Origin of the sequence: Flavobacterium glycines (assembly GCF_900100165.1) — a bacterium.
Lineage (GTDB): Bacteria > Bacteroidota > Bacteroidia > Flavobacteriales > Flavobacteriaceae > Flavobacterium > Flavobacterium glycines.
In genome coordinates this window covers 105,183-118,213 of sequence record NZ_FNEO01000008.1, presented here as the reverse complement: position 1 = coordinate 118,213, position 13,031 = coordinate 105,183, and the positions used below count along the sequence as shown (strand labels likewise).

12 protein-coding genes are annotated in these 13,031 nt (G+C 34.3%); 11 read left to right on the top strand and 1 reads right to left on the bottom strand.

All coding sequences use genetic code 11. From position 1 onward, the window contains the following. Positions 1 to 84: 84 nt before the first annotated feature. From BLR17_RS14855 to argH, 11 genes are all read left to right on the top strand, one after another. The gene (locus BLR17_RS14855; RefSeq protein WP_066329157.1) at positions 85 to 1,269 is read left to right on the top strand and encodes a hypothetical protein; all 1,185 of its coding nucleotides are present in this window, start codon (positions 85 to 87) and stop codon (positions 1,267 to 1,269) included. 422 nt (positions 1,270 to 1,691) lie between these two features. After that, a complete protein-coding gene (locus BLR17_RS14845) occupies positions 1,692 to 2,309 on the top strand; it encodes a GNAT family N-acetyltransferase (protein WP_066329154.1) in 618 nt (205 codons plus the stop codon). A gap of 87 nt (positions 2,310 to 2,396) precedes the next feature. Further along, complete coding sequence (locus tag BLR17_RS14840) at positions 2,397 to 3,590, top strand: argininosuccinate synthase (protein WP_066329153.1); 1,194 nt, start codon at positions 2,397 to 2,399, stop codon at positions 3,588 to 3,590. 200 nt (positions 3,591 to 3,790) lie between these two features. Beyond that, positions 3,791 to 4,768 (top strand): N-acetyl-gamma-glutamyl-phosphate reductase, encoded by a 978-nt coding sequence (argC, locus tag BLR17_RS14835; protein ID WP_066329152.1) that lies wholly within the window; start codon positions 3,791 to 3,793, stop codon positions 4,766 to 4,768. Between the two features lie 91 nt (positions 4,769 to 4,859). After that, positions 4,860 to 5,999, top strand: a complete 1,140-nt coding sequence (locus tag BLR17_RS14830; protein WP_066329149.1) for an aspartate aminotransferase family protein — start codon at positions 4,860 to 4,862, stop codon at positions 5,997 to 5,999. A 30-nt stretch (positions 6,000 to 6,029) separates the two neighbouring features. Then, entirely contained in the window at positions 6,030 to 7,226 is a 1,197-nt protein-coding gene (locus BLR17_RS14825; RefSeq protein ID WP_066329148.1) for a glutamate-5-semialdehyde dehydrogenase, read from the top strand. 99 nt (positions 7,227 to 7,325) lie between these two features. Then, complete coding sequence (gene proB / locus BLR17_RS14820; protein ID WP_066329147.1) at positions 7,326 to 8,087, top strand: glutamate 5-kinase; 762 nt, start codon at positions 7,326 to 7,328, stop codon at positions 8,085 to 8,087. 70 nt (positions 8,088 to 8,157) lie between these two features. Then, positions 8,158 to 9,111, top strand: coding sequence for an N-acetylornithine carbamoyltransferase (locus BLR17_RS14815; RefSeq protein WP_066329145.1), 954 nt, complete (start codon positions 8,158 to 8,160; stop codon positions 9,109 to 9,111). Continuing rightward, positions 9,098 to 9,886 (top strand): acetylglutamate kinase, encoded by a 789-nt coding sequence (gene argB / locus BLR17_RS14810; RefSeq protein WP_066329143.1) that lies wholly within the window; start codon positions 9,098 to 9,100, stop codon positions 9,884 to 9,886. The genes BLR17_RS14815 and argB overlap by 14 nt, the downstream gene beginning before the upstream one ends. Beyond that, a complete protein-coding gene (locus BLR17_RS14805; RefSeq protein ID WP_066329141.1) occupies positions 9,883 to 10,959 on the top strand; it encodes a M20 family metallo-hydrolase in 1,077 nt (358 codons plus the stop codon). The genes argB and BLR17_RS14805 overlap by 4 nt, the downstream gene beginning before the upstream one ends. 141 nt (positions 10,960 to 11,100) lie before the next feature. Further along, positions 11,101 to 12,381 (top strand): argininosuccinate lyase, encoded by a 1,281-nt coding sequence (gene argH, locus BLR17_RS14800; protein WP_066329139.1) that lies wholly within the window; start codon positions 11,101 to 11,103, stop codon positions 12,379 to 12,381. A 225-nt stretch (positions 12,382 to 12,606) separates the two neighbouring features. Here argH and ytxJ read toward each other — a convergent pair whose 3' ends face one another. Next, positions 12,607 to 12,996: a bacillithiol system redox-active protein YtxJ gene (gene ytxJ, locus BLR17_RS14795; protein WP_066329189.1), complete on the bottom strand. Its 390-nt coding sequence runs from the start codon at positions 12,994 to 12,996 to the stop codon at positions 12,607 to 12,609. Between the last annotated feature and the right edge of the window lie 35 nt (positions 12,997 to 13,031).

Sequence of the window (13,031 nt, the reverse complement as noted above, 5' to 3'; positions counted from 1 at the left end):
TTTTTTAAATGCAATTCATATTAATAACAAACCGCCAAGGTGATTTAATTTTAAAAAAATATATTTGTCTAAAATTTTTAGACAATGAAAAAACAACTACTCTTAGTTTCTATACTGTTAGTATTACTAGATTCCTGCGGCGTAAAACAAACCCGTAACCTTTTGACTTCAGGAAATTACGACGAAGCCATCGATAATGCTATCAATAATTTGCGTTCCAATAAAGATAAAAAAGGTAATCAGGATTATGTTTATTTGCTTGAAGAAGCCTTTTATAAAGCAAAAGAAAGAGATTTAAACAGTCTGAATTTACTGGAACAGGACAAGAATCCTGCTAATCTGGAAAAAATATACAATACTTATATTCAGTTAAATAATCGTCAGGAAAAAATCAAACCTTTGCTTCCTTTACAACTTCTTAAAGAAGGTAAAAATGCCAAATTTCCATTCGACAATTACAACAAACAAATTGTTGACAGTAAGATTGCTTTATCCAAATATTTGTATGCAAACAGCCTGGCTTTACTGAAATCCTCCAATAAAATGGATATTAGAAAAGCGTATGATGATTTGGAATATTTAAATCAAATAAATCCTAATTACCAAAACACTTTACAACTACAGGAAGAAGCGCTAAATAAAGGACGTTATTATGTAAATGTAATTTTGCGTAATCAGACAAACATGGTTATTCCTGTGGCTTTGCAAAATGACTTATTGGATTTTAATACTTTGGGAATGAACGACAAATGGACGGTATATCATAACAACATTCAAAAAGGGATTAAATACGACTACCAATTAATAATGAATTTCAGAGAAATCAACATTAGTCCTGAGCAAATAAAAGAGAAGGAATTTGTTAAAGAAAAACAAATCAAAGACGGTCAGAAAAACCTTTTAGACAAGGATGGTAAAGTTGTTAAAGACGATAAGGGAAACATTATTAAAGTAGACAACTTTAAAACAGTTACTATCAGAATTAATGAATTCAACCAATATAAAGGATGTCAGCTAACCGCCAATATCGATTACGTTGACTTTAAAAACAAACAATTATTACAAACTTTCCCTTTAACCGCCGAATCTGTTTTTACTAACGGATACGCCACTTACAAGGGGGATAAACGGGCTACTGACGAAGCGTATTATTCTTATTTTGACAGAAGATTGATTCCGTTTCCAAGCAACGAACAAATGATTTACAACACAGGAGAAGATTTAAAATCCAAACTAAAAGGAATTATCACCAAAAACCGATTCCAATAAGTCTTTAAATATCAATAATTTAAACGCAAAAAGGATTCTCTGTAAAGAAATGTTAAAATAAACGACAAATCAATGTTAGGTTTAAAAAATATGTGTACTTTTGCACCAATGAATTATAAAAGTGCACATATTACCTTTTTGTCACGGTTAAACGAAGCTATTACTTCGCCCGAAGTACGGATACTTGCTTAGTATCCAGGTGTTTTTCGTTTAATTATTCATTATTTTATTATTACCAAAATTGAAATTACAGCCGTTATCCATTGGATTAACCTTTACTAAAAGCAAAAAATTAGCCTTTTTATATTCCTACATTTTTTCTTGTTGGTTTTATTATGTTAATTTTGCAGTCAATTTCAAAAAAGGTTCAGTATTGAATTATAATTATTTCACATTTTTTAACTCAAAATTCATCTCTTGAAATGAATATATCTATTGTTATAGCTCAGGAAGAACATTTTAAGTATGCACAAATCATTTGTGATACTATAGAAACGTCTGCCCTATTGAGAGGAACCGGAATAGCAAAAAGAACCCCTGAGTATGTCCAAAAGAAAATGGCTAACAGGGATGCCGTTATCGCTTTGGATAAAAACGGTGATTTTGCCGGTTTCTGCTATATCGAAAGTTGGCAACATGGAAAATTTGTTGCTCATTCCGGATTAATTGTACATCCTGATTTTAGAAATTTAGGTTTAGCCAAAAAAATCAAAACCTTTGTTTTTAATTATTCATTAAAAAAATATCCGGGAGCCAAAGTTTTTGGAATCACAACTGGTTTAGCGGTAATGAAAATTAATTCCGACTTAGGCTACAAACCGGTACCTTTTTCTGAATTAACCAGTGATCCTACATTTTGGTCCGGTTGTAAAACCTGTACCAATTTTGAAATACTAAAAAGCAAAGACTACAAAATGTGTCTATGCACCGGTATGCTTTATGATCCGGCCGAAAAGCCAAAAGATCCGCCTAAGCACCCGTTCAATGTTAGGATTTGGAACCGATTAAAAAAAATCAAACAAGCATTGTTTTTAGAATAAGGAAAACGAATAAAATAAATTAATATATAATCAGCTAAATACGAAACTTGTAAAACAGAATAGTAAATAGCCAATAGATCAAAAAAAATGAAAAAAGTTGTATTAGCTTATAGTGGAGGTTTAGATACCTCATATTGCCTTAAATATTTAAAAAATGAACAAGGATATGAAGTTCACACCGTATTAATTAATACAGGAGGTTTTGATGATGCCGAATTAGATGCAATTGAAAAAAGAGCCTACGAATTAGGAAGCGCTAAACACGCTAACCTTACCATTTTAGACAAATATTATGATAAAGCTATCAAATATTTGATTTATGGAAATGTATTAAAAAACAATACTTACCCACTATCTGTTAGTGCTGAGCGTGTTTTTCAGGCTATCGAAGCAATTAAATATGCTAAATCTGTTGGTGCAACTGCTATAGCGCACGGAAGTACAGGTGCAGGAAATGACCAAATTCGTTTTGATTTAATTTTCCAAACCATCGCTCCTGAAATCGAAATCATCACTCCTATCCGTGATTTGAAATTATCAAGACAGGAAGAAGTAGATTACTTAATCAAAAACGGAGTACACTATTCTTGGGAAAAAGCACAATATTCTATCAATAAAGGTCTTTGGGGAACTTCTGTTGGAGGAAAAGAAACTTTAACTTCAAAAGATCCACTTCCAAGCGAGGCTTACCCTTCTCAATTACAAAAACAAGGTGAAGAAAAAGTTACTTTGGAATTCAAAAAAGGAGAATTAGTAGCTATCAACGGAGTTGCTGACAAACCATCCAACAATATTGTAGCTTTAGAAAAATTAGCTGCTGCTTACGCTATTGGTAGAGATATTCACGTAGGTGATACTATCATCGGAATCAAAGGAAGAGTTGGTTTTGAAGCTGCTGCTCCGTTAATCATCATCAAAGCGCACCATTTATTAGAGAAACACACACTTGGAAAATGGCAACAATACTGGAAGGAACAATTAGGAAACTGGTACGGAATGTTATTCCACGAAGGTCAGTTCTTAGATCCTGTTATGCGTAACATCGAAACATTCTTAGAAGATACTCAAAAAACAGTAAACGGGAAAGTATTTGTTTCATTGAAACCATACCACTTCTCATTAGACGGTATCGAATCTGAAAATGACTTGATGAACACTGGTTTTGGTCAATATGGAGAAATGAACAATGCATGGACATCTGAAGATGCTAAAGGATTCATCAAAATCTTAGGAAATGCTCAAAACATTTTCTCTTCAGTAAATAAAGAAACTTACGAATAAAAAGGTTTAACCGCAAAGTTCGCTAAGAAGGCACAAAGCACACTAAACTTTGTGAACTTAGTGCTTTCTTTGAGTTCTTCGTGGTTAATTTATTTAAGTAATTAAAAGACATTTAGCTTAATGAAACTTAATTTCTTAATGGTAAAAAAATAAATAATAGAATGTTTTACGATTAAAAACATTCTTAAAATTTAAACAATATGATTAAAGTTGGAATAATAGGCGGATCAGGATATACAGCAGGAGAATTAATCAGAATCCTGATGTTTCACCCTAATGCCAAATTAGATTTTGTTTACAGTACAACTAATGCCGGAAAACCGCTTTCGACAGCGCACCACGATTTATTGGGTGATATTGAAATGAATTTTACCGATACCGTAAATCCTAATGTAGATGTGCTTTTCTTGTGTTTAGGACACGGAAAATCAATTTCGTTTTTAGAAAACAACAAATTTTCTGATACAACGAAAATTATCGACTTAGGAAATGATTTCCGTTTGACAAAAGATAAAGAATTCGACGGAAAATCATTTGTTTATGGTTTGCCTGAACTAAACAAAACCGATATTCAATCAGCAAATTATATCGCTAATCCGGGTTGTTTTGCTACTGCTATTCAATTGGCTTTATTACCATTGGCAGCAGAAGGAAAATTGACTGAAGATGTTCATATCAACGCTACAACAGGAAGTACTGGTGCCGGAGTTGGCTTAGCGGCAACATCGCATTTTAGCTGGAGAAACAACAATTTCTCTCACTACAAAGCATTTGAACATCAGCATTTGGGCGAAATCAACCAAAGTTTGAAACAGTTGCAAACTTCTTTCAGTGACGAATTGATTTTTATTCCAAACAGAGGGGATTTCCCAAGAGGAATTTTTGCAACTTTATATACAAGATCGGAAGAGAGTTTAGAAGATTTAGTTGCAAAATACGAAGCTTTCTACGCAGATCAACCATTTGTAACGGTTACAACTACCAACATCAATATGAAACAGGTAGTTCAAACCAACAAATGTATAATTAGTTTAATGAAAAAAGGAAACCGGGTTTTAATAACATCTATCATTGACAATTTATTAAAAGGTGCCTCCGGACAGGCCGTTCAAAACATGAATTTAATGTTTGGATTGGAAGAAACTACCGGATTACACCTAAAACCTTGTGGATTCTAAAAAACAATTAAAAGATTGAAGGATTTAATAATTAAAAAATTATAAGAATCTTTAAATTCTTCAATTTTTAAATCTTTAAATTAATTAAAAAATGAACTTATTTGACGTTTACCCATTATATCCTATTACGCCTGTAAAAGCTGTAGACTGTACTATTTACGACGAAAAAGGAACCGAATATTTAGATTTATACTCTGGTCACGGAGTAATTTCAATTGGTCATACCCAACCGGATTATGTTGCGAAAGTGAAAGAGCAATTGGATAATTTGAGTTTTTACTCGAATGCTATCCAAAATCCATTACAGGTAGAATTAGCTGAAAAATTAGGAAAAGCTTCAGGTTTGACTGATTTCAGTTTGTTCTTATGTAGTTCAGGTGCTGAAGCCAATGAAAATGCATTAAAATTAGCTTCTTTCCATACTAATAAATCAAGAGTAATTGCTTTTGACAATTCGTTTCACGGAAGAACTTCTGCGGCAGTTGCAGTAACAGATAACAAAAAAATTGTTGCGCCGTTGAATGCACAACAGGAAGTTACTTTTTTACCGTTAAACCAAATTGAATTGGTAGAAGCCGAATTGAAAAAAGGTGATGTTTGTGCTGTAATTATCGAACCTATTCAGGGAGTTGGTGGTTTAGATCAGGGAACAACGGAGTTTTTTCAGGCTTTGGAAAAAGCTAGTAAAGCTAACGATGTAATTTTGATTTTAGACGAAGTACAATCAGGTTACGGAAGAAGCGGGAAATTCTTTGCTTTTCAACACCACGGAATCAATCCTGATATTGTAACTACTGCTAAAGGAATGGGGAACGGTTTCCCTATTGGAGGTGTTTTGATTTCTCCTAAATTCCAGGCAAGTTATGGTTTATTAGGAACTACTTTTGGCGGAAGTCATTTGGCTTGTGCTGCAGGAATTGCGGTTTTGGATGTGATGGAAGACAAAAAATTAATCGAAAACACCAACAAAGTATCAGAATACTTTTTTGAAGCGATTAAAGTGATACCTGAAATCAAAAAGGTAAAAGGAAGAGGACTGATGTTAGGAGTTGAATTTGACTTTGACGTGAGTGCTTTGAGAAAGAAAATGATTATTGAAAAATATATTTTTACAGGAGGTGCCAACAATAAAAACTTGTTGAGAATCCTTCCTCCGCTAACGATTACTACAGAAGCCATTGATACTTTTATCGTGGCCTTACAAGAATCATTAGCAGAATTAAAAGCATAAGTTTTTTTAAACTTAAAAAACAAAAAAACAATGAACACAATACTTCCAATCGAAAAAAGAAATGCCGTTTTAACCACAATGGCGGCTTTGTTAGAGCAAGAAAGAGAAGCGTTAAAAAGCATCAACCAACAGGATTTAGCCAATTATAATGGTGAAGATTTAGCAATGGAAAAACGTTTGCTGGTTGACGATGCTAAAGTTGACGGCATGATTCTTTCTGTAAAACAATTAGCCAGTCAGGAAGATCCTGTGGGACAGCTTCGTTATGAATTCACTCATGACAACGGCATGAAAATCAGCAATAAAACCGCTGCTTTTGGAACTATTTTAATCATATACGAATCACGTCCTGACGTAACTGTTGAAGCGGGAGGAATCGCTTTTAAATCAGGAAACAAAATCCTTTTGAAAGGCGGAAAAGAATCTTTGCTTTCTAATCAAAAGATTGTGAGTCTTTGGCATCAAGCTTTAGAACAAAACGGAGTTTCTACTGACTGGGTTGAATATTTGAATTATGACCGAGTTCAAACTCAGGCTTTTCTTGAAAAACCAACACAAAGAGTCGATTTAATCGTTCCTCGCGGTGGTGAAAAACTGATTGAATTTACTAAAAAACACGCTACCTGCCCGGTAATTGTGAGCGGTCGCGGGAATAATTTTGTGTATATCAATGCCGATGCCGATTTAGACAAAGCAATGAACATTGTTATCAATGGAAAAACCTCAAACATATCAGTTTGCAACGCTTTAGATAAAGTTTTAATTGATACGAATTTGCTAAATTGGGAAACTTTTGCAAAACAATTAGTAATCGAATTAGAGAAATTTAAAGTTACTGTTTTAGGTGATGATTCAGTTGCAAAAGCAACCGGAATACAAACCATTGAAAACGATTTGATTTGGTACGAAGAGTTTTTGGATTATAAAATCGTTATCGGAACCGTAAACGCTAATCAAGAAGCGATTGCTAAAATCAATAAATACTGTGGTGGACATTCGGCTTCCATTATAACTGAAGACAAAGCCATTGCTCAGGAATTTATGGAAAGTATTGATGCTTCATCTGTTTACCATAATGCCTCTACCCGATTTACTGACGGTGGACAGTTTGGTCTTGGAGGAGAGTTAGCAATCAGTACCGATAAATTACACCAACGCGGACCTATTGGTTTACAGCATTTGGTAACCAATAAATGGTATATTTACGGCGAAGGACAAATCAGATAAAAGATTGAAGAATTGAAAGATTGAAAGATTAAAAGATTAAAATTTTGGGCTCTCTGAATTTTTAAATTCTTAAATCTTTAAATCTTTAAATCTAAAACCATGGCAAAAAAAAGAATTTTATTAAAATTAGGAAGCAATACCTTAACCAAAGAAACCAATCATATTTCGAGAGGAAAGATTGAGGATATTGGTATGCAAATAGCGGCTTTGAACGATGAATATGAATTTATCATTGTAAGTTCCGGAGCCATTGCTGCTGCAAAACAATTTGTAAAATTAGACAATAACGACAAAGATGTTTTTGTAAAACAGGCTTTGGCTTCTATTGGTCAGCCTCATTTGATGCGGATTTACAATGAAAACTTCAAGGATTTAGGTTTAAATACTTCGCAATGTTTGCTTTCTTATTCTGATTTTGAAAAAGAGCAAACCAAGAAGAACATCGTAAACACCATTAATGTATTGGTTAAAAACAATTACATCCCGATTATCAACGAAAATGATACCGTTGCAACGGATGAAATTAAATTTGGTGACAACGATAAATTAGCCGCTTTAACTGCTGTTTTACTGAAAGTAGATATTTTAATTATTGCCACTAATACCAATGGAATTTACACCAAAGCATCGATTCATGATGAATTTCCTGAAACCATTGAATTAGTAAATGATTTAAAGGTTTTGCAAAAAGAAATTGGCGATTCAAAATCTTCCCATGGAACTGGCGGAATGCAGTCTAAAATTGATTCGGCTGCCATTGCCAAAGAAGCAAAAATCGAAACCTGGGTGGTAAACGGCTTAGAAGATAATTTTATTTTAAAAGCATTAAAAAACGAAATTGCATTTACGAAGATTGTATAGAAAATGTTGATTCGGTTAATCGTTAATTCGGTTAATCGATTAAACAAATAACCGATTAAACTATAAGATAATGAACTTTTTATCCATACAAGACATAGACTCACTCGACAAATGGGTGAAACAAGCGCTCAAAATCAAAAAAAATCCGCTTAAAAAGAAAAAATTAGGAAAGAACAAAACCTTAGGGATGTTGTTTTTTAATTCTAGTTTAAGAACCCGTTTGAGTACGCAAAAAGCAGCTATGAATTTGGGTATGAACGTAATTGTAATGAATTTTAACAGCGAAGGTTGGACACTGGAATTCGAAGACGGAGCCGTGATGAATCAGGGTTCGTCAGAACATATCAAAGAAGCCGCAGCCGTTGTTTCACAATATTGCGATATTATCGCTATCAGAGCTTTTGCAGGATTGGTAGACAAAGAAAAAGACAATGCCGAAACGGTAATTTCCGGTTTCATGAAATACGCTTCTGTGCCAGTTGTTAACATGGAAAGCGCTACGGGACACCCAATGCAATCTCTTGCTGATGCGATTACAATGGCAGAACACAAAACCAAACACAGAGCCAAAGTAGTTTTAACCTGGGCGCCACACCCAAGAGCTTTGCCTCAGGCAGTTCCAAATTCTTTTGTCGAAATGATGCAAAAGCAAAAAGACATGGATTTTGTAATTACGCATCCGGAAGGCTACGAACTGAATCCCGAAATCACTAAAGATTCAGTAATTGAATACGATCAGAATAAGGCTTTTGAAAATGCCGATTTTATCTATGCCAAAAACTGGAGCAATTACAAAGAATACGGAAAAATCACGAATACGGATCCAAATTGGACCGTTACTGCCGAAAAAATGGCTTTGACTAATAATGCTAAATTCATGCACTGTTTACCTGTAAGACGTAATGTAATTGTGACTGACGAAGTTATTGACAGCGAAAATTCAGTTGTTATCGAACAAGCTAATAACAGAACGTATTCAGCTCAGTTAGTTCTACAAAAAATATTAGAAAATGGAAAAAAATAAGCAACCATTATCTATCATAAAAATAGGTGGAAACATCATTGATAATCCTGCCGAACTAACCAGTTTCTTAGCTGATTTTTCTAAGATTGAAGGCAATAAAATATTGGTTCACGGTGGCGGAAAATCAGCTACCAAAATGGCACAAAGTATTGGCTTAGTCCCTCAGATGATTGAAGGGCGACGAATTACGGATAAACCCATGCTGGATGTAGTAGTGATGATTTACGCAGGTGAAATCAACAAAAATATAGTAGCCCAATTGCAGGCTAACAACACCAATGCAATGGGATTTTCGGGTGCTGACGGGAATTTAATCCAGTCCACCAAAAGAAATCACCCAACTATTGATTACGGTTTTGTAGGTGATGTTCAAAAAGTAAATACGCCTTTATTACAAACCTTAATCAACAGCGGAATTGTTCCAGTTTTTTGTGCCATTACGCACGATAAAAACGGACAATTACTGAACACCAATGCTGATACCATTGCTAGTGAATTGGCTATAGCCGCATCAGAAGTTTTTGAGGTTACTTTGAATTACTGCTTCGAAAAAGCGGGTGTTTTAACGGATGTTGAAGATGAGGATTCGGTAATCCAGCAAATCAATTCCGAGCTTTATTCGCAATTAAAAGAAGAAGGTGCCATTCATTCGGGAATGATTCCAAAATTAGACAACTGCTTCAACAGCCTGTCTAAAGGAGTGCAAAAAATAAAAATTGGTCATCACAGAATGTTACAAAATAAAGCGGCATTGCATACTACAATAACTTTATGAAAAACATAGCAACTCTTACACAAGAAGCCATTGCGTTATTAAAATCGCTAATTGAAACCCCTTCCTTTTCGAGTGAAGAAGATCAAACAGCACTTTTAATCGAAAATTGGTTTACTCAAAATAACATTCCTTTCGAAAGAGAAAACAACAATATTTGGGCTTTCAATAAAAATTTCGACAAAAACAAACCAACTATACTTTTAAACTCCCATCACGATACGGTAAGACCTAATAAATCGTACACTAAAGATCCATTTAAAGCCATCGTTGAAGACGGAAAATTATTTGGTTTAGGAAGTAATGATGCCGGAGGTTGTTTAGTATCTTTGATTGCTACTTTTACGCATTTTTATACCAGCGAAAATTTACCATACAATATCGTAGTAGTAGCTTCGGCAGAAGAAGAAAGCAGCGGAAAAAATGGATTGAACAGTGTTTTAAAACACTTACCGGAATTAGAATGTGCTATTGTTGGAGAACCAACATTAATGCAATTAGCCGTAGCCGAAAAAGGTTTATTAGTTTTGGATGTAAAAGTAAACGGAACGGCCAGTCATGCAGCTCACAATAATCCGGACAACCCAATTTACAATACGTTACCAGTAATCGAATGGTTTAAAAATTACCAATACGAAAAAATATCCGAGGTTTTAGGTCCTGTAAAAATGACCGTAACCCAAATTAATGCTGGAAAACAACACAACGTAGTTCCGTCAGAATGCGAATTAGTTGTAGATATCCGCGTAAACGACTGCTACAATAACACCGAAATTCTGGAAACAGTAAGAGCTAGTGTAGCTGCCGAAGTAAATCCGCGTTCGATGCACTTAAACGCTTCTTCTATTCCGGTATCACACGGATTAGTTCAGGCAGGAATTGCATTAGGAAGAACTACTTATGGTTCTCCTACCCTTTCAGATCAGTCCGTTTTATATTGTAAATCATTAAAATTAGGACCTGGAGACAGTTTACGTTCACACTCGGCTGATGAATTTATTTATCTAAACGAAATCGAAGAAGGAATAGATTTGTACATTAAAATACTAGGTGATTTTTTTAAAAATATAAAGTAGCTAATCCCACTATCAGCTTTATCTTTCCCTGCTTAAAGAAAGCAGGAAAAGGATATCGCTTCTATCGGGGCTAAAAAATAAAACTTTGCGAATCTCTCTGAGTATACTCTGAGAATCTTTGCGAAACAAAAACACAGAATTATGAAACTTTGGGAAAAAGGAATACCTACTGATAAACAAATCGACTTATTCACTGTTGGAAACGACCGTGAATTAGATTTGATTTTAGCCAAACATGATGTCACAGGAAATATCGCGCAGGCCAAAATGCTTGCTAAAATCGGTTTGATTACCAATCAGGAATGTGAAGATTTATTAGGAGCATTGGCAGAAATTCAGGAAGATATCAAAGCTGGAAATTTTACCATCGAAGATTCATTTGAAGACGTACATTCAAAAGTGGAATATTTGCTTACGCAAAAAGTAGGTGATGCCGGAAAAAAAATCCACACTGCCCGTTCCCGTAACGATCAGGTTTTAGTAGATATGAACTTGTACTTAAAAGAAGAAGTACTTCAATTAAAACAACAAGTCAAAGCACTTTTTGATTTATTAATGACTTCTGCAGAAAAATATCAAAATGTATTATTACCGGGCTATACGCATTTGCAAATAGCGATGCCAAGTTCTTTTGGAATGTGGTTTTCGGCTTATGCTGAAAGTTTAATAGACGATATGAGTATGTTGAATGCTGCTTTGAAAGTAGTAGATCAAAACCCTTTAGGTTCTGCGGCAGGATACGGTAGCTCCTTCCCTATCGACCGAACTTTTACCACAAAAGAAATGGGTTTCAGCACTTTAAAATACAATTCAGTTGCTGCTCAAATGAGTCGTGGAAAATCGGAGAAAACAGTTGCTTTTGCTATGGCCAGTGTAGCAGGTACGCTTTCAAAATTTGCTTATGACGTATGTTTATACATGAGTCAGAATTTTGATTTTATTGGTTTACCCGCCAATCTGACTACAGGATCAAGCATCATGCCTCATAAAAAAAATCCTGATGTATTTGAATTAATCCGTGGAAAATGCAATAAGATTCAAGCCTTACCTTATGAGTTAACTTTAATTACTAACAACTTACCAAGCGGCTATCACAGAGATTTACAACTTTTAAAAGAAGGTGTTTTTCCTGCCATTCAAAACTTAAAAGCTTGTTTGGATATTGCTATTTTCTCTATTCCGGATATTAAGGTAAAAGAAAATATTTTAGAGGATAAAAAATACGATTACTTATTTACTGTAGATACTTTGAACGAAATGGTTACAGCCGGAATTCCATTTAGAGATGCTTACAAAGAAGTAGCACTGCAAATTGAAGCCGGAAATTACAAATCGCCAAAAGCTACCAAACATACTCACGAAGGAAGTATCAATAACCTTTGCCTGAATGAAATAAAGCAGAAAATGAGTCAGTCTTTGTAATACGATTCATTTAAAAACTAAAAGCCACGAATTTTCTAATAACATTAGTTAATTCGTGGCTTTTTTATTTTAGTATAGACTGATTTTTTATTTAACCGCAAAGAGCACGAAGTTTCCACAAAGACCAAAGAAAAAAATCTGCGAATATCAGCTAAATCTGCGTGAAAAAAATAAAAAACTTAACGAATCTTAGCGAGAAAACTTTGCACTCTTTGCGTTAAAAAACTAAACCAATTCCTTCAATCTTTCCGCATCAATATCAGAATGTGAAGCATCATAAACCGATTGTCCGTCTTTAATTAAAAGAATTTGAGGTGATTCGTGGTAAACATTAAATCGATTGGCTATTTCATTTGAAATCTCACGGTAATTCAATAAATCCAAAAAATAAGGTGTAACTTGATCCTGTAAAGCAAATTCATTTTCAAATTGCTTCAGAGCCATTCTACTGATACTACATCTGGTACTGTGTTTAAAAATAACCGCCGGTTTCTCATTGGAATTAAAAATAATTTCGCCTAATTGATTTAAATCCGTTAGATTTTCCCAATTAATTTTGGATTCCTGTTGTTTTGGAGTTTCATCACTCCCGAAGATATTCTTTAAAAAACTCATATTTTGACTTATTTTCTGACTTTTTGACATTTAAA

Excerpts from the sequence above, each read along its gene's own strand:
- BLR17_RS14855 (WP_066329157.1), top strand. The coding sequence starts at position 85 with ATGAAAAAACAACTACTCTTAGTTTCTATACTGTTAGTATTACTAGAT.
- BLR17_RS14845 (WP_066329154.1), top strand. The coding sequence starts at position 1,692 with ATGAATATATCTATTGTTATAGCTCAGGAAGAACATTTTAAGTATGCA.
- BLR17_RS14840 (WP_066329153.1), top strand. The coding sequence starts at position 2,397 with ATGAAAAAAGTTGTATTAGCTTATAGTGGAGGTTTAGATACCTCATAT.
- argC (WP_066329152.1), top strand. The coding sequence starts at position 3,791 with ATGATTAAAGTTGGAATAATAGGCGGATCAGGATATACAGCAGGAGAA.
- BLR17_RS14830 (WP_066329149.1), top strand. The coding sequence starts at position 4,860 with ATGAACTTATTTGACGTTTACCCATTATATCCTATTACGCCTGTAAAA.
- BLR17_RS14825 (WP_066329148.1), top strand. The coding sequence starts at position 6,030 with ATGAACACAATACTTCCAATCGAAAAAAGAAATGCCGTTTTAACCACA.
- proB (WP_066329147.1), top strand. The coding sequence starts at position 7,326 with ATGGCAAAAAAAAGAATTTTATTAAAATTAGGAAGCAATACCTTAACC.
- BLR17_RS14815 (WP_066329145.1), top strand. The coding sequence starts at position 8,158 with ATGAACTTTTTATCCATACAAGACATAGACTCACTCGACAAATGGGTG.
- argB (WP_066329143.1), top strand. The coding sequence starts at position 9,098 with ATGGAAAAAAATAAGCAACCATTATCTATCATAAAAATAGGTGGAAAC.
- BLR17_RS14805 (WP_066329141.1), top strand. The coding sequence starts at position 9,883 with ATGAAAAACATAGCAACTCTTACACAAGAAGCCATTGCGTTATTAAAA.
- argH (WP_066329139.1), top strand. The coding sequence starts at position 11,101 with ATGAAACTTTGGGAAAAAGGAATACCTACTGATAAACAAATCGACTTA.
- ytxJ (WP_066329189.1), bottom strand. The coding sequence starts at position 12,996 with ATGAGTTTTTTAAAGAATATCTTCGGGAGTGATGAAACTCCAAAACAA.